12 protein-coding genes and 1 pseudogene are annotated in these 18,999 nt (G+C 35.9%); all 13 read left to right on the forward strand.

The window, feature by feature from the left end:
- The first annotated feature begins 14 nt into the window (after positions 1–14).
- Positions 15–566: a chemotaxis protein CheW gene (locus JHT90_RS00525; protein ID WP_201092808.1), complete on the forward strand. Its 552-nt coding sequence runs from the start codon at positions 15–17 to the stop codon at positions 564–566.
- Positions 567–1,602: 1,036 nt separating this feature from the next.
- Positions 1,603–2,637 (forward strand): annotated as a pseudogene (locus tag JHT90_RS15385) (methyl-accepting chemotaxis protein); the annotation flags it as partial.
- 78 nt (positions 2,638–2,715) lie between these two features.
- Positions 2,716–8,844, forward strand: a complete 6,129-nt coding sequence (locus tag JHT90_RS00535) for a hybrid sensor histidine kinase/response regulator (protein WP_201092813.1) — start codon at positions 2,716–2,718, stop codon at positions 8,842–8,844.
- Positions 8,841–9,311: a chemotaxis protein CheW gene (locus JHT90_RS00540; RefSeq protein WP_201092815.1), complete on the forward strand. Its 471-nt coding sequence runs from the start codon at positions 8,841–8,843 to the stop codon at positions 9,309–9,311. Before JHT90_RS00535 ends, JHT90_RS00540 begins: the two co-directional genes overlap by 4 nt.
- Before the next feature lie 144 nt (positions 9,312–9,455).
- Complete coding sequence (locus tag JHT90_RS00545; protein WP_201092817.1) at positions 9,456–10,247, forward strand: transporter substrate-binding domain-containing protein; 792 nt, start codon at positions 9,456–9,458, stop codon at positions 10,245–10,247.
- A gap of 49 nt (positions 10,248–10,296) precedes the next feature.
- Positions 10,297–11,085, forward strand: a complete 789-nt coding sequence (locus JHT90_RS00550; RefSeq protein WP_201092819.1) for a transporter substrate-binding domain-containing protein — start codon at positions 10,297–10,299, stop codon at positions 11,083–11,085.
- A 59-nt stretch (positions 11,086–11,144) separates the two neighbouring features.
- Complete coding sequence (locus tag JHT90_RS00555; protein WP_201092821.1) at positions 11,145–11,933, forward strand: transporter substrate-binding domain-containing protein; 789 nt, start codon at positions 11,145–11,147, stop codon at positions 11,931–11,933.
- A gap of 42 nt (positions 11,934–11,975) precedes the next feature.
- Positions 11,976–12,761 carry a transporter substrate-binding domain-containing protein gene (locus JHT90_RS00560; RefSeq protein WP_201092823.1) on the forward strand — a complete coding sequence of 262 codons (786 nt, stop codon included), beginning with the start codon at positions 11,976–11,978 and terminating at the stop codon, positions 12,759–12,761.
- Between the two features lie 84 nt (positions 12,762–12,845).
- Positions 12,846–13,814 (forward strand): amino acid ABC transporter permease, encoded by a 969-nt coding sequence (locus JHT90_RS00565; RefSeq protein ID WP_201092825.1) that lies wholly within the window; start codon positions 12,846–12,848, stop codon positions 13,812–13,814.
- Entirely contained in the window at positions 13,807–14,541 is a 735-nt protein-coding gene (locus JHT90_RS00570) for an amino acid ABC transporter ATP-binding protein (RefSeq protein WP_201092827.1), read from the forward strand. The genes JHT90_RS00565 and JHT90_RS00570 overlap by 8 nt, the downstream gene beginning before the upstream one ends.
- A gap of 8 nt (positions 14,542–14,549) precedes the next feature.
- Positions 14,550–14,978, forward strand: a complete 429-nt coding sequence (gene cadR / locus JHT90_RS00575; protein WP_201092829.1) for a Cd(II)/Pb(II)-responsive transcriptional regulator — start codon at positions 14,550–14,552, stop codon at positions 14,976–14,978.
- 105 nt (positions 14,979–15,083) lie between these two features.
- Complete coding sequence (locus JHT90_RS00580; protein ID WP_201092831.1) at positions 15,084–16,016, forward strand: AEC family transporter; 933 nt, start codon at positions 15,084–15,086, stop codon at positions 16,014–16,016.
- Positions 16,017–16,121: 105 nt separating this feature from the next.
- Positions 16,122–18,974 (forward strand): valine--tRNA ligase, encoded by a 2,853-nt coding sequence (locus JHT90_RS00585; RefSeq protein ID WP_201092840.1) that lies wholly within the window; start codon positions 16,122–16,124, stop codon positions 18,972–18,974.
- Positions 18,975–18,999: the final 25 nt, after the last annotated feature.

Genomic DNA, 18,999 nt, shown 5'->3' on the forward strand with positions numbered 1-18,999 from the left:
AAGGAGTTATGGACATGGGAATGCAAGAGAAAAGCACCCCATTTAATTTGTTACTCGAAATTGATCAGCTTTATACTGACTCAGGCATTAGCTTGCCTGAGCAAAGAAGGTTGCAGGCTAGTATTTGGACTGGTATTGGGTTTAGATTAGGGCAATATCATTTTGTAATTGCTATTAATTACTTGGAAGAAATTCTTACTGAACCGACATATACCGCAATTCCGATTGTTAAACCATGGTTAAAAGGGGTGGCGAATATGCGTGGTCACCTATTGCCAGTAATGGATTTAAACAAGTTATTTGGTATTCCTTCTGAGGCTTCTCGTAAGCAGCGGCGAGTGATGGCTGTAAAGAATACAGATGGTGGGTATGTTGGGTTTTTAGTTGATGCTGTATATGGTATGCAGTATTTTTCTGCTGACAATCAATTGGCAGGTACAGTTGATATACCAGAATCGTTGACGCCTTTTATTGCAGGTGTGTATAAAGGTGAGCAACAAAAGTGGTTAATTTTTAATACTGAAGCTTTTATGGCAAGTCCACAGTTTTTAACAATAGGACAGTAGTTAATAGTTAAAGGTCAAAGTTTTAACAAATTAGATAATATATTAAAGTCTAAGGGCCTTAAAATCTGGCTTTCAAAGAGGCATAAGTAGTATGAGTAAAGAAAAATCAGCTAGTTCATCAAAGCAAAGTAGTAATTTTCTACTAGTATTGCTAGGTATTTTGCTAACCGTGCTAGTTGTAGCATACGTAGCAAATCTTTTTTATCTTGGTAAGAAGTCTGCAGATGATAGAGCTTTTGTTAAAAAGGCAAATGATTTGCGTGTTTATTCGCAAAGTATAGCGGCTGATTCATTAAAAGCGCTTACAGGTAGTGAAGAGGGCTTTAAGAACTTGACTGTTGCCTCTACTAGTTTTGATGCAGATTGGACAAGCCTAAAAAATAAACTACCAATAGATCAAGCGAATGGTTTGACAAATGCATGGTCAGCATTAAAGCCTAATATTGATACTTTATTAATTAGACAAGAAGCTTTAATAACTACTTATGCATCAGTTGACACTTCATTTAAGTTAGTAGAAAACTTACGTACTATTAGTCAAAACACACTTGATAAGTTAAAAGATCAGCAAAGTGATATCAGACTTACTAATCAAATGCAACAAGCTGCCCTCTTATTAGAGAGTATTCAGCACAATTTAAATAGTGTGTTGACTGATTATGCAACTATTGAAAATACTAGTAGAGATTTAACAGAAAAAGTAAAAGAGTTTAATAATATTGTTGATATGCTTAAACAAAGTGGTGTATTGCCAAGTGAAGCTCAAAATATTTTATTAACTGCAGTTAGCCCACTTAATCAATTAAGATCTAATGTAGATGTGATCCTTGAGAAGTCTCAATATATTGCAGAATTACAAAGTGTTGAGACAAAAATTCTTGATGGCTCAAAAAGATTGTTAACTGAAGCTACTAGAGTAGCTGATAATATTGAAGAATCAACATCTGCTTTTAGTACTAGTGCCTTCTTAGGTTATGTAGCCTTACTACTCATTATCGCTTCAGTTGCTGGTATGTTCTTTGTTATTCAAAGAAATACACGTAGTCGTTTACAAGAAACAGCAAGAGAAAACGCAGTAAACCAAGAAGCAATTTTGCAGTTACTTGATGAAATTGGTGATTTGGCTGATGGTGATTTAACGGTAAGTGCAACAGTTTCTGAAGCATTCACTGGTGCGATTGCTGACTCTATTAACTACTCTATTGAACAGTTACGTGATTTGGTACGAACGATTCACCAAACATCTGGTCAAGTATCTGCTACTGCTGAAAATAGCCAGAGCTTGGCGATGAACCTAGCGGAAGCGGCTGAGCATCAGGCGGGTGAAATTGCAGGTGTATCAACAGCTATTAGTGAAATGGCAGGCTCTATTGATAAGGTATCTGCTACTGCACTTGAGTCAGAAAACGTGGCAAAACGTTCGGTAGAAATTGCACATAATGGTAGTAAGATTGTACATAATACTATTTCTGGTATGGATACGATTCGTGAGCAGATTCAGGATACTGCTAAACGTATTAAACGTTTGGGTGAATCTTCACAAGAAATTGGTGATATTATTGGTCTGATTGATGATATTGCTGAGCAAACGAATATTCTCGCACTTAACGCAGCTATTCAGGCATCGATGGCTGGTGATGCAGGTCGTGGTTTCGCGGTGGTTGCGGATGAGGTACAGCGCCTAGCAGAAAGATCTTCAGCAGCTACCAAACAGATTGAATCATTAGTTAAAGCCATTCAAACAGATACTAATGAAGCCGTTATTTCGATGGAACAAACTACTTCGGAAGTTGTTCGTGGTGCTAAACTTGCAGAGAATGCTGGTGTTGCTCTTGAAGAGATTGAAAACGTATCACAAGCATTGGCAAAATTGATTCAGTCAATTTCTAATGCTGCTAGACAACAGGCTTCAACAGCTGCTCATATTTCAAGAACGATGGATGTAATTCAAGAAATTACAACCCAAACTTCTTCAGGTAGTACAGAAACAGCGGTTTCGATTGGTCGTTTAACTACCATGTCAAGGGACATGCGTAAATCTGTAGATGGTTTCAAACTACCAAATAACTAGTTGATTTTAAAGAATTAATATGCTTATACAGTTTATGTTGAATCAGATAATAAGTGTGCTTTGTGTTGGAGAGTATGCATGGCTATAAATAATGTCACTACAAAGGATAGCCATGATTATGTTGCGCTTAGTTGGGTAAAGAATGAGATAGTAAATAATCTTAATCAAGTTCAACAAGTGCTAGAATCATTAGCTGATGAAACAACAAGTAAAGATAATATAGCGTCAGGATTAGCTAATTGTTATAGCTTGTTGCATCAGGTTAGTGGCGCACTAAATATGGTGGGCTTTCCTGGTGCAGCATTATTTGCAGAAGAAATAAAAACTTTCTGTGAAACACTAATCAATGACAAAGTAGAAAACTTCAGCCATAGTTTGCAAGTGTTTATGCAAGCTGTGTTACAGATGCCTACCTATCTAGAAATTATCCAGACAGAAGGCCATGACATCCCTATAGCTTTATTACCTCTTATCAATGAGATGAGAGAATGCTATAGAGCAACCCCTTTATCAGAAGTTGAATTATTCTCTCCTAAATACTACGGGGCGGCTTCACCTTTAACGGATGAAGAACTAAAAGAGATTAATACAGAAGGATTAGCTAATTTATTACGTAAATTACGCCAATCACTACAATTATCCTTAATTGATTTAATTCATAATCGTAATCTTGAGGTAGCTCTTGATCATTTAATCAAGATTTTTAATTATCTTGGGCGTTTATGTAAAGCTACGCCAATTTCTATGCTATGGCGTATTTCATTAGCTTTTGTAACGGGTATTAATGAAAAAAGTATACCTAATAATCATGAAGCTAAAGATTTGTTAAAACAAATTGATCGACAAATAAAAATGTTGGTTGAGCAAGGTGTTGTTGGAATGAATAACCCTGCTCCAGATGGATTGATAAAAGAATTATTATTTTTATTGGCTCAAGTTGATAGTAATTCTGATGAAATCAATGCAATTAAACAAGAGTTCCATTTAACAAACTTAATTTTAAATGTTAAAGATGTTAATACGCATCAAACAAAATTAGCCAATATTGATAAAGCTGCTTTAGAGTCTGTATCTCAAGCATTGTCAGAAGAGTTCACTTTTGTTAAAGATCGATTAGATTTATTTGCTCGTTCTGAAAATCACAGTGAAGTAGATCTGCAAGGTTTACCTGAAACGCTAAAAGTAATTTCTAATACATTAGAAATGTTGGGTTTAAATACGCAGAAAAATGTTGTTAATAAACAATTTGATGCCATTAATAATGCCATCATCAATAATTATTTAGATAAAGTTCAAGCGATTGATATTGCTGAAGCAATATTAGATGTAGAAACAGTAGTTGCTAATATTACCAAAACTGGTGGCGCAGTAAAAACGGGTGTTACTGGCGATGCACAAGAAGTAGTAATCCGCGAAGCAGCTTATGAACTAACACAAGTAAAAGAAATTTTAACACAATATTTTGCAACAGCAGGAAAAGAAGGACAAATAAAAGATACAACAGAGCTATTAGCTCATACTGCGGGTGCTTTAGCTATTATTTCACAACAACGGGCAGCCGCTGTAGTTATCCGTTGTTTACAGTATATTGAAGAGCATTTAATTAATAGTACGCTTTATCCTGATAATAAAGAAATTGACTCTATTGTTGGTGCGATTGCAAGCATTGACTATTACATGGAGTGTTTAGCTAAAAATCAAATAGTAAGCGCTAAAGATGCGTTGAACTTCGCAGTAAAATATTTATATGAGTTAGATTATTCATTACCTGATGATTATGAATCATTGACGACTAAATATATAGCATCTGCACCAGCTCTAGAGGAAGCTGCGCAGAATGTTTCCGTTGAAGATAATGTTGTTGATATAGAAACTGTAGAACAGCCAGAAGTTATTGCGGAGCAATCTCCAACAATACCAGAACAGCCCATAGTTCAAGAAACTAAAGTTGAAGATGAGATAGATGAAGAGCTTGTTGAAATCTTTACAGAAGAAATGGAAGAGATTTTAGAAGCATTATCAACTACTTTACCTGCGTGGGTCGCTAATACAGATGATAAGGATTCACTAACAGAAATTCGCCGTTCTTTCCATACCATTAAAGGGAGTGGACGGATGGTGAAAGCTATGGTTATTGGTGAATTAGGTTGGTCGGTAGAAAATATGCTGAATAGAGTTATAGATAAAACTATACCTATTACGCAACCCATCTTAGAAGTAGTACAAGATGTTGTAAAATTACTGCCCGAACTCATTAAAGAATTTGCATCAGGACAGCAACATCCTCGTGAAGATGTTGACTATTATTCAGCCGTTGCTGATGCATTGGCTGCAAAGCAAGTACTACCAACTAAAAAAAAATCTGAAGAAGTTTTAACGGTCGAAGAGACGGTTGTTGAAGAAGATGAGGAAGTTACTGAACCAGAATTGGTTGTTGAAGAAAATTTACAAGCGCAAGAAGCTGATCCAATAGCTCCATCATCTGATGAAGAAGAAGCAAGTTCAGCTTCTGCAGAGTTTGATGTTGAGTTAATAGATATTTTTATTGCTGAAGCTCAGACTCATATGCAAACGTTAAAAGCATTTATAACGTTATGTGAACGCTCATTACCTCAAATTGTTACAGATTCTTTACAACGAGCAATGCACACTTTAAAAGGTAGTGCATTAATGGCAGGTTTAGATGCTATTGCTAATATAGCTAAACCGTTTGAAGGCTTCTTAAAAGAATGCAGTATCAATGCTTGGGCAATTGAACGAATTGATCTTGAGTTATTACGTGATGCCTATGCATTATTAAATAAAGGTATTCGCCAATTAGAACTTTATTCATTAGCACCTGTTGATGGTACAGAATCATTAGTTGAACGTATTCGTTTACGTCGTGAATACTTAATTTCTCAACTTGAAGTAACAGCAAGTTCTGAATTAGCTAATTCAGATAATGATGCGTCACCTGCTGCTTTAGTTAGCGCATTAATGCAGAGTGTTGATTTATTATTAGATGCTGAAGAATATATTGAAAAATGGCGTGAAACACCTGCTAATGATTTTACGCAACTTTCTGTATTACAGGAAGAATTAGCAAAAGTATCGCCTTATGCACAACAAGCAGGTTATCCTTCAATTGCAGATTTAAGCAATGTCTTATTGAAAGCTTATGCTGCAGTAGCTGCAAATACTATAAAAAGAGATGATGCATTTTTTGAAGCATTGGCTCAAGTTCATCATGTGTTATTGAATTGTATTGATCAATTAGCAGCGGCACAGGTTGTTTCTGAATATCCTGAAGAGATTGCTTCTTTAGAGCAAATTTTATCTCGCTCTAATGTTCAAGAAGAAGTAGTTGTAGAGCAAGATGAGACTATAGACCAGCCAATAGCTGATAAATCTGAAGAAGTTGAAAAAGCTACTGAACCAGAAATAATAGAAGCAGATATTGAACCAACAAAGCAGGAGGTTGATACTCAACCTTCAACAGTAGAAGAAAGTACTTTAGCTAATGCTAATACCCAAGTTTCAACTAACTTTATTACGGAAGATAAACTAATTCTAGGTGCACCTGCACCTGCTGGTCCAATTATTGAGTCTGAAGATGACATTGATCCAGATATGGCAGAAATCTTCCTTGAAGAAGCTGATGAAATATTAGTTGAAGCAAGAAATGACTTAGATAAATGGATTGAAGATCAAAACCCTGATCACTTAAAAGACTTACAACGCCAATTGCATACTCTAAAAGGTGGTGCAAGAATGTGTGGTGCTGTAGGTTTGGGTGATTTAGCACATGGTCTGGAATTTATTTATGAAGGCTTATTGAATGGTCGATATAGTAATTCAACAGATCTAGTTAAGTTACTGAATAAAACCCATGATTTTATTCAGTTGATTGTTGATACATTACATGACTCTACGGTATTACCTCAAAGTCCTGAGTTATTACAGGCTATTCAATTATTTCGTCAAGAAGGACGTGTTGTTTTAGATGATGTGGCAATAGTTTCAGAATCATCAGAGCCAGTAGTGTTAGAGGCTGAAGTTGTTGATAATGCAGCTGTAATTATTCAAGAACCTACAGAACAAGTTACGGAAGCTCAAGTAGTAGAGACTGAAGTGATTGAGGCTGAGGAAGAAGATCAAGTAACTAGTCAACCAAAAGAGCAGCCTGTAACTATTGATGCCGAACCCGTTGAGGTAGTTCAGCCTACACAGGTTAATGAAGAACCAGTAGTAGATCAATCAGAAAAAGATCAAGCGTCTCCTGTAGTTGTAGAATTTAGGCAAACAGAAGTTTCTAAACCAAAAGATAAAGTAGCAACAAAAGAAAATAAAGAAGTAGCTGAGCAAATTAAGGTAGCAGCAGAACTATTAGATAGTTTAGTTAACCTTGCTGGTGAAACCTCTATTTATCGCAGTCGTGTTGAACAGCAAAATAGTGATTTAGCCTCTGCGTTGATGGAGATGGACGCTACTATTGATCGGGTACGCGATCAGTTACGTCGTTTAGATACAGAAACTCAAGCGCAAATTATTTCTAGACACCAAACAGAAGTTTCGTCTAGCTATACAGATTTTGACCCATTGGAAATGGATCAATACTCACAAATACAGCAATTATCAAGATCATTGTTTGAATCTGCTTCGGACTTGCAAGATTTAAAAGACACCTTGATGCGCCGTAATCGCGATGTTGAAACATTGTTACAGCAACAAGGGCGTGTAAATACAGAGCTACAAGAAGGCTTAATGCGCACACGAATGGTGCCATTAGATCGTATTGCGCCTAGATTACGCCGTTTAGTGCGTCAAGTTTCTACTGAGTTAGGTAAACAAGTAGATTTAGTGATTGGTAATACAGCAGGTGAAATGGATCGAGGCGTGATTGACGCTATTGTTGCGCCATTAGAGCATATGATTCGTAATTCACTTGACCATGGTATTGAAAGTAAGGAAGTTCGTGAAGCAGCAGGAAAACCTACTAAAGGTACAATTTCTCTAGACCTTATTCGTGAAGGTGGGGAAATGGTATTACGTCTTAAAGATGATGGTGCTGGTATTTCGGTTCAAACTGTACGTGAAAAAGCCATTAATAAGGGCTTAATGAGTCCTGACGAAAAACTTTCTGATAAAGAAATTCTACAGTTTATTTTAGAGGCTGGTTTTTCAACAGCTAAAAGAATTACTCAGATTTCTGGTCGTGGAGTTGGTTTAGACGTTGTAGTAAATGCTGTTAAGCAATTAGGTGGTGTATTAGCATTAGACTCTGAAGAGGGTAAAGGTACAACTTTCTCTATTCGCTTACCTATTAACTTATCAGTGAGTCGTGCACTAATGATTCGTGTTGGTGAAGATCATTATGCAATTCCGATGAGTACAGTAGAAGGGGTAACTTATATATCTCCTGAACAGCAGAAAGAGTTTTATCAGTTTGGTACTGCTGAGTTAGAGTATGGTGGCGAGTCTTATCGAGTTAAATATTTAGGAGAACTCTTAGGTACTCAAGTAGTAGCGCAAACACAACATGTAATTGAGGAAAAAGCTCCTGTTTTATTGGTACGCTCTGGAGAACATTATATTGCCTTACGTGTTGATGAGTTATTACCATCAAGTGAAGTGGTTGTTAAGAGTTTAGGTGCTCAATTCCTTTCAGTACCTGCTATTTCGGGTGCTACAATCCTAGGTGATGGTCATGTGATTATCATCCTTGATTTAAGTGCATTAGTACGTAGTTATTTTGTTCATCAGCAACATAACGTTAGAACAGAAGAAAGAAGAGTAACGACCGCTGAGAAATTAGAAGAGGTGAAGCGTCCGCCATTAGTTATGGTTGTGGATGACTCTGTAACTGTACGTAAAGTAACAACCCGTCTTCTTGAACGTCAAGGTATGCAAGTAATTACTGCTCGTGATGGTCTAGATGCCGTAACTCAGTTGGAAGAAAAAGTTCCTGATATTATGTTGCTTGATATTGAAATGCCTAGAATGGATGGATTTGAGGTGGCAACAAGGGTACGTAATGATGAGCGGACTAAGCATTTACCAATTATCATGATTACATCACGAAGCGGTGAGAAACATAGAGAGCGTGCATTAGCTATTGGTGTTAATGAATATATGAGTAAGCCTTTTATGGATGCTAAACTAATTAAGTCTATATCTGATCTGCTACCCACATTTGAGGTTAATTTATTGGAGAGTAGTTCATGACAGAACAAACATCTGCTAAAAAGACTTCATTAAATGCGTCATTAATTACCTTATTGGATAGAACATTAATTCTTCCTAGTACTGCCATAGTAGAAGTAGTATCTATTTCAATGCCTCAGGTTGTTACCAAAATGCCACGTTGGTTTTTAGGCTTTTTACCTTGGCAGGGCTTACGAATACCTTTTATTTCGTTTGAAGCTATTTGTGGTTCATCGTTTAGAATTAATGCGAATTCAAATATTGTAGTTTTAAAAACTACCACTGAATCATTACAGAGCAAATTTTATGCTATGCTAATTCAGAATACACCAAGTAATTGTACAGTGACTGAAGAAGCAATTATGGATGTGGTAGGTGAATTATCTCGTTATGAGTTAGAAACTGTACGTATTAATGACCATATAGCTAAAATCCCTAATATTCCTGCATTAGAAAAATTATTGATCGACACGGGTGTATTAAATTAGTATGAATATCAGTTGTTGCATGGATGCAGCAATGAATAGTTTTGTCGAAGTAGTTTAAAAATAAACTGTTTATATTAGAAGTTAATCTGCTTATATAAGTATCTCCTAAAGTTCTTGTTATGAATACCCACCTAAGAGGGCAATATGAAGAAGTCTTTGATTGTTTTGTTACTTTCTTTACTATCTTTTGCTAATTCTGTCTTTGCTGGTGTAATTGATGATGCAGTTAAAAGGGGTACTTTAAGAGTGGGATTAAACCCTACCTATATGCCTTTTGAAATGACCAATAAAAAAGGGGAGATTGTTGGTTTTGAAGTAGATGTATTAAAAGCAATGGCTAAAGCGATGGGTATTAAGTTAGAAATAGTGTCAATGTCTTATGATGGCTTGATTCCTAGTTTATTAACAGAAAAATTTGATCTTATTGCTAGTGGCATGACGGTTAACCAAGAAAGAAATTTACGGGTTAATTTTGCTGATCCATTAATTATGACAGGTCAAACATTACTGATTCGTAAAGAGTTAGCAGATAAAATTAAATCCTACCGTGATTTAAATACAAGTGATTATAAAATTACTTCAAAAATAGGCACTACAGGTGAAGTGGCTGCTAAAAGATTATTAAACAAAGCTCAGTATTATAGCTATAACACTGAAGCAGAAGCTGTTCTAGAAGTGGTTAATGGTAAAGCTGACGCCTTTGTTTATGATGCTTCATATAATATTGTGGCATTGAAAAAATTAGGGAATGATCGTTTGGTTTTCTTAGATAATCCAATTACCTATGAGCCACAAGCATTTGCTTTAAGAAAAGGGGATTATGACAGTATTAATTGGATTAATAATTTCCTAAATCAGATTAAAAATGATGGCACTTATGATCGTCTGTACAATAAATGGTTTAAAAGAACTGACTGGTTAACAGAGATGGAATAACAAATTCTTTGTTTTGACTAAAAAGCTATATAAATTAAAAAAGGTGTATATGAAAAGAAGTTTAGCTTTTATAGTGATTATATTAACATCTATAACAATATCTTTTGCGGGAGTGGTGGATGATGCGGTTAAAAGGGGGACACTTAAAGTAGGCTTAACACCTACTTATATGCCTTTTGAAATGACCAATAAACAGGGCGAAATTGTTGGTTTTGAGGTGGATGTTGTGAAGGCTATGGCCAAAGCAATGGGTGTTAAACTGGAACTTATCCCCGTTTCGTATGATGGTATTATTCCTGGTTTGCTAACAGCAAAATTTGATCTTATAGCCAGTGGTATGACTATTAATCAAAGCCGTAACCTAAAGGTTAATTTTACTCGGCCATTTATAAGTACAGGTCAAACACTGTTGATTCGTAAAGATTTGGCAACAGCTATTAAGTCATATAAAGATTTAAATAATGAAAAATACAAAATAACTTCACAAACAGGTACAACAGGTGAATTTATTGTGAAGAAGTATATTAGTAAAGCTAGCTACTATGGTTATAACAGTGAAGCTGAGGCTATTCTTGAGGTGGCTAATGGTAGGGCTGATGCTTTTATTTTTGATGAGTCCTACAACATAGTTGCCCTACAAAGATTAGGTAAGGAAAAACTATTCCATTTAGACAGTTTGATTACTGTTGAACCTATAGCATTTGCGATAAGAAAAGGGGATTATGACAGTATTAATTGGATTAATAATTTTTTAAACCAGATGAAAAACGACGGTACGTATGACCGAATTTATAACAAGTGGTTTAAAAAGACTGATTGGTTGCAGGAGATGGAATGATTTGTGCTTATAAATAACGGCACAATTAATGAATTTTTACGCTATTAAGTGGGGAACTTATGAAAAGGTTTTTATTCGCTTTATTCCTATGCATAACAAGTATCACCATAAGTAATGCTGGGATAATAGATGATGCAGTAAAACGCGGTGTATTAAGAGTAGGTATGGATCCCACTTATATGCCATTTCAAATGACTAATAAACAAGGTGAAATCATTGGTTTTGAAGTAGATATTCTTAAAGCCATGACTAAGTCAATGGGGATAAAACTAGAAATTGTTTCCGTAGCCTATGATGGCATCATTCCAGGATTATTAACTAATAAGTTTGATATGATCGGTAGTGGAATGACGGTTAATCAAGAACGTAACATTAAAGTAAATTTCACTGATCCTTTTATTAAAACTGGGCAAACATTGCTTATCAGAAAAGAATTAGCTAATAAGATCAAATCGTATAAAGACTTAAATAGCCAAGACTATAAAATTACCTCTAAATTGGGTACAACTGGTGAGTTTGTAGCTAAAAGACTTATTAATAAAGCACAGTATTTTGGCTATAACACCGAAGCAGATGCTGTTTTAGAAGTAGTAAATGGTAAAGCAGATGCTTTTATATATGATGCACCCTATAACGTTGTGGCTTTAGAAAAACTGGGTAATGGACAATTGGTTTTTTTAGATGAGCCATTTACTTATGAACCCTTAGCGTTTGCTATTAGAAAAGGTGACTACGACAGTATTAATTGGATTAATAATTTTTTAACCCAAATTAAAAATGATGGTACTTATGATCGGATTTACAATAAGTGGTTTAAACGTACGGATTGGTTAAAAGATATGGAATAAGTTTTCCATAAAAATTTATTACTCAGTATTGGTAGGTTAACTATGAAAAAGATATTAGCATCGCTGTTCTTAATGCTTACACTAGGTATAGCACAAGCAAGTATGATTGATGATGTAGTAAAACGTGGTACGTTACGAATAGGATTAGATCCTACCTATATGCCCTTTGAAATGACAAATAAGAAAGGGGAAATTGTCGGTTTTGAAATTGATCTAGTTAAAGCGATGGCAAAATCTTTAGGGGTGAAATTAGAGATAATTTCTATTGCGCAAGATGGTGTTATCCCAGGCTTATTAACCAATAAGTTTGATATGGTGGCAAGTGGTTTATCTTTAACCCAAGAAAGAAATTTAAAAGTTAATTTTCCAGATCCTTTTGTGATGACTGGTCAGACTATCCTTATTCGTAAGGAGCTAGAAGGTACCATTAAATCCTATAAAGACTTGAATGATGGTAAGTATAAAATTACATCTAGACTCGGTACTACAGGCGAGTTCGCGACTAAACGGCTAATTAATAAAGCTAAATATTTTGGTTATAATACCGAAGCAGAGGCAGTGCTTGAAGTAGCTAATGGTAATGCCGATGCATTTGTTTATGATGCTGCATACAATGTAGTGGCAATTCAAAAGTTAGGCCAAGGTAAGTTAGTTTTCTTGGATAAACCATTTACTTATGAGCCATTAGCGTTTGCTATTAGAAAAGGTGATTATGATAGTATTAACTGGATTAATAACTTTTTAAACCAAATTAAAAATGATGGTACTTATGATCGTCTTTATAACAAATGGTTTAAGCGCACCGATTGGTTAAAAGAGATGGAATAATATCCATCTCTTCTATAAATTTTATATAAAACTTTGTAAACAATAGCTTATAATGTCTAATTTATAAGCTGTAACTATATAATTATGTCTAGAACTTCTAAACGTCACTGGCCGTGGCACCTGCTTACTATTGCCATTCTCGCTGTAACAGCTTTGATATTTTGGTATGCTACTGTTTCAACCGCTTATAAATGGGATTGGAATAATATTTCCAACTACTTTTACTATAACAAAGAAGTTATTTTAGAAACTGCACCAAGCGATGTAGAGGTTACCAGTATAGATCAACAAGGGCAAAAGACGATTATCACCTTAGTTGATTATGAAACAAACGAAGAGTTTAAAATAACTGCTGTAGCAGAACAAATAAAAGTATTAAAAGGACAGGAGTTAACAGAGGGAGATACTATAACCTCTACTACTAAATGGACAGCAGGTCCTTTTGTAAAAGGTTTTTGGACAACCTTATGGCTTTCTGTTGTATCAGGTATTTTAGGTTTAGTGATAGGTCTAATCGCTGGCTTATGTCGTATTTCTAAAAATCCTACCTTAAGGGATTTATCAACTATTTATGTAGAACTTATTCGAGCATTACCACTACTAGTAATCATTTTTATTATTTACTATTTCTTTGGTACGATTCTTAAATTATCCCACGAAACAGCCGCGATTGTTTCCTTATCCTTTAGTGCGGGTGCTTATATTGCAGAGATTGTGCGAGGCGGTATTCAGTCTATTTCAAAAGGTCAAACAGAAGCTGCCCGTTCTTTAGGTATGGGTGCCGCTAGCACAATGTGTGTAATTATTTTACCACAAGCATTTAGAAGAATTTTGCCAGCATTAACTGGCCAATTTATTAATCTAGTAAAAGATACTTCTTTATTATCAGCTATTTCTATTATTGAAATAACAAGGGCTGCTCAATTAGCAACCACTACTTCAATGAAGCCTTTTGAGATGTGGTTTTGTGCGGCAGCGTTGTATTTGTTAATTAATATTCCACTCTCTATTTTGGCTCATTATTTAGAAAGAAGGCTGGCAAAAAGTGATTAATGTAAGAGAAATTAATAAAGTTTTTGACAGCAAAGGCATGGTTGTTCGTGCTGTTGATAATGTGACTGTAGATATTGCCAAAGGTGAGGTGGTGGTTATTATTGGCCCTTCAGGTTCAGGTAAATCGACTTTTTTACGTTGCCTAAATGCCTTAGAAGATATAGACAGTGGCTCAATAACTATTGATGGCATTCATGTCACCCACTCTAAAACAAATATTAATGCGTTACGTCGTGAAGTGGGAATGGTGTTTCAACACTTTAATCTATTTCCCCATATGACGGTATTAGAAAATTTATGTGTGGCTCAACGTATTGTTCGCAAACGTTCGAAAGCAGAAGCGATAGAGAAAGCTAAGGCTTTATTAACCAAAGTTGGCATTGCTCAAAAAATTAATGAATATCCCTCACGTTTATCAGGTGGACAGCAACAAAGGGTAGCGATCGCTAGAGCACTTTGTATGGATCCTAAAGTCATGTTATTTGATGAACCTACCTCTGCCTTAGACCCTGAGATGGTAGGTGAGGTTTTGGATGTAATGAAAAAGCTCGCCCAAGAAGGCATGACCATGGCCTGTGTAACTCATGAAATGAAGTTTGCCAGAGAAGTAGCTGACCGTATTTTATTCTTCGATCATGGTAAGTTATTAGAAGATACTACACCTGCTCAATTTTTTACTGCTCCTAAAGATCCAAGAGCGCAAGCATTCTTACAACAAATTTTGTAGAGGTTATTATGCGTATAGGTGAGCTAGCAAAAGCAGCTAATTGCACAGTAGAAACTATACGCTATTACGAGCAACAAGGTTTATTGCCAGAGCCTTATCGTACGCAAAATAATTACCGTGTTTATAATAAAGATCATTTAGATCGTCTAAAATTTATCCGTAATTGCCGTAACCTAGATATGGCTCATGATGAAATAAGAGAGCTACTTAAATTAGCTAATGATACTGATGAAAACTGTACAGCAGTGGCTAATTTACTTGAGCAGCATATACAGCACGTTAATCAGCGCCTTAAAGAGTTGCAGGAATTACAACAGCAATTAGTTGATTTACATAATCGCTGTCAGGGTAATCGACCTGCTAATCACTGTAATATCGTACAAGAGCTTACGGAAATGGATATTCCAGCAAATTCCCATAAAACCCATTTGGGATAAAAAAGAGTTAGTTTCTAGTAGCTTATAAATACCTATTAGCGTTTTATCACTAATCGCTGTATATTATGAAGACAAATAATAACGAATAGTAATAAATCATAATAGATGACAACCTTACTAATTACTCTACCTATTTTTGCTTATATCTTTATTGGCTGGTTAGCAGCTAAATCTCGTTATGTTTCTGATAAAGTATGTGATGGATTATCAGAGTATGTGTTTTCTATTGCTGTGCCTGTATTAATTATGATGACATTGGCACAGACCTCCTCAGAAGATCCTATTATACCTACTTATTGGGTGTCGTATTTTGGTGCTTGTGCTATAGCATGGGGCATTACCATGTTATTAACCAAAAAGTTATTAAAAAGGCCTCATAAAGAAACGGTTATTTGTGGCTATGCTACTAGTCAGGCCAATACGGTATTTATGGGCATACCACTCATTTTAGATGTGTATGGACAAGCAGGTTCAGTACCTTTATTTATGTTATTAGCTATCCATTTACCTATTATGTTAGGTGCGGCTAGCTTTTTAATAGAGTTAGGTGGTAGTGAAAAGTTTTTTACCAAGCTTAAACGTATCGTATTAACTATTTGCACAAATCCTATTTTTGTTGCATTAATTATTGGTTCGTTTTTACATTATTTTGCAATCAAGCCACAGGGTACTATCAAAACCATATTAGAAAGCATTGCAGGTACGGCATCAACTTGCGCTCTTATTTCGCTGGGTATGGCATTAAACCGTTATCGAATTAAAGATGATCTTAAATGTGCATCTATTATTGTAGTAGGTAAATTAATCATCCATCCACTAGCGGTTTGGGTCTTAGCATTTTATGTATTTGAGTTACCCCCCGTTTATGCTGGGGTGGCTGTTTTATTTGCTACTTTACCTGTTGGGGTTAATGCTTATTTACTTTCTTTCTATTATAAAACAGCAGAGCGACCAGTATCTTCAGCGGTACTTATTTCAACGGTGCTATCGGTATTTTCGGTTTCAATTTGGTTAAGTTTACTGTTAAAAATGCAGTAGAATAGACCATTTATAACAAAACCTTATTATTTATACAGCCTAATAAATCAGTCTTTGTTATAATTAAAAATTTCCTGAATTAGCTAAGAATAGACATCTATCCCTATGGACAAGACATATCAACCTGACAGTATTGAACGCTCATGGTATCAAACATGGGAATCTAATAATTACTTTGCCCCACAAGGACAAGGTGAACCTTATACTATTATGCTGCCACCGCCTAATGTCACAGGTAATTTACACATGGGGCATGGTTTTAATAATGCCATTATGGATACCTTAATCCGTTACCGTCGTATGCAAGGTAGAAATACTTTATGGCAACCAGGTACAGACCATGCAGGTATAGCTACACAAATGGTGGTAGAGCGTCAGCTTGGGTTACAAAATATTAGTCGCCATGATTTAGGGCGTGACAACTTTATTGAAAAAGTCTGGGAGTGGAAAGCTGAATCAGGCGGTAATATTACCCGTCAAATTCGTCGCTTAGGTTCCTCAGTAGATTGGTCTCGGGAACGCTTTACGATGGATGAAGGATTATCCAATGCAGTAAAGGAAGCCTTTGTTCGTCTCTATAATGATGGCTTGATTTACCGTGGTAAACGTTTAGTTAATTGGGATTGTAAATTTCATACCGCTATTTCTGACCTTGAAGTAGAAAACCATGATGAAAAAGGTCACCTATGGCATTTGCGTTATCCATTAATGAATGGCGAGAAAACTAAACAAGGCATAGAGTATTTAATTGTTGCCACTACTCGTCCTGAAACTATGTTAGGGGATACAGCAGTTGCTGTTCATCCAGAAGATGAGCGTTATCAGCATTTAATTGGCAAAACTATTTTATTGCCGTTGGTCAATCGTGAAATACCTATTATTGCCGATGAATATGTAGATCCTGCATTTGGTACAGGCTGTGTAAAGATTACCCCTGCTCACGATTTTAATGATTATGAAGTGGGTAAACGCCATAATTTAACATTGATTAATGTATTAGATGCTAATGGGGCTATTTTAAAAGTAGCACAAGCTTTTAATATAGATGGAACGGTTAATACCACAGCAGATACTCGTTTGCCTGCGGTTTATGCTGAAATGGATCGTTTTGATGCTAGAAAGGCAGTAGTTGCCGATTTTGAGAAGTTAGGTTTACTAGAAAAAATTGAAGACCATGCCCTTAAAGTACCAAGAGGAGATCGTTCAGGTACAGTGATTGAACCATGGCTAACGGATCAATGGTATGTAAAAGCATCTGTATTAGCTAAACCTGCTATTGAAGCAGTAGAAGACGGACGTATTCAATTTGTACCTAAGCAATATGAAAATATGTATTTTGCTTGGATGCGTAATATTCAAGATTGGTGTATTAGTCGTCAATTATGGTGGGGACATCAAATTCCTGCTTGGTATGATGAACAGGGTCAAGTATATGTGGGTAGAGATGAACAAGAAGTTCGTCAACAATATAACTTGGCAAATAGTATTCAATTAAAACGTGATCCTGATGTACTGGATACATGGTTTAGTTCTGGGCTGTGGACATTTTCCACCTTGGGTTGGCCAGAGCAAACCGATGCCTTAAAAACCTTTCATCCAAGCTCAGTATTAGTGAGTGGTTTTGATATTATTTTCTTCTGGGTAGCCAGAATGATTATGATGACTATGCATCTAATAAAAAATCCAGATGGCACGCCACAAGTACCTTTTAAAACTGTCTATATGCATGGTTTGGTAAGGGATAGTCAAGGTCAAAAAATGTCGAAATCTAAAGGCAATGTTTTAGATCCTTTAGATATTATTGATGGCATAGACCTAGAGAGTTTAGTCGCTAAACGTACAAGTGGCTTAATGCGACCAAAAGATGCTGAAAAGATTGATAAGCAAACCCGTAAGGAGTTTCCAGATGGAATTGCTTCCTATGGTACAGATGCGTTACGTTTTACTTTCTGCTCATTAGCCTCTACAGGTCGTGATATTAACTTTGATATGAGCCGTGTTGAGGGTTATCGTAATTTCTGTAATAAAATTTGGAATGCTGCTCGTTATGTGCTTATGCAGTGTGACAATCAAGATTGTGGGCAAAATGATGAGCCTGTCGAGTTAACCTTAGCAGATCGTTGGATTATTTCACAACTACAGCATACGGAAACTGAAGTAGCTCGTCATCTAGATCAATTCCGTTTTGATTTAGCAACGCAAGTGCTTTATGAATTTATTTGGAACCAATACTGTGATTGGTACTTAGAGCTTTCTAAACCTGTATTATGGGATGAGTCTGCACCTGTTGAGCGTTTAAGAGGTACGCGTCGTACCTTGGTTAGGGTATTAGAAGCAACTTTGCGTTTAGCGCATCCTATTATGCCATTTATTACAGAAGAAATTTGGCAGAGTATTAAAGTATTAGCAGGTAAATCTGGTGATACTATTATGCTACAACCTTATCCTATTGCTGATGAAAGTAAGCTAGATAAACAAGCAGAAGCAGATATTGAATGGTTAAAAGCCTTTATTAATGGTATCCGTAATATTCGCGCGGAAATGAATATTAATCCCGGTAAGCTATTAGAAGTAATGCTGAACCATTGCAATAGTGAAGATCAACGTCGTTTACAAGAAAATGAAGCATTCTTAAAGAAACTAGCTAAGCTAGAAAATATTACTGCACTAACAGCAGGCCAAGAAGCTCCACCCGCGGCTACTGCCTTAGTGGGTGATATGGAAGTATTAGTGCCTATGGCAGGGCTTATTGATAAAGAGGCAGAACTAGCACGTTTGGATAAAGAAATTCAAAAACTAACAGCAGAAGTACAACGTACTAATGGTAAGTTAGGCAATGCTAGCTTTGTGGAAAAAGCACCTGCTGAGGTGATTGAAAAAGAACGCAGCAAATTGGCAGAAGCGGAACAAGCGATTGCACGTTTAACTGAACAACGTAAAAAAATTGTAGAGTTGTAAAAATGTTGTAAAAGTTAAGCTAGAT

The sequence above is a fragment of the Entomomonas asaccharolytica genome, assembly GCF_016653615.1.
Taxonomy (GTDB): Bacteria; Pseudomonadota; Gammaproteobacteria; order Pseudomonadales; family Pseudomonadaceae; genus Entomomonas; species Entomomonas asaccharolytica.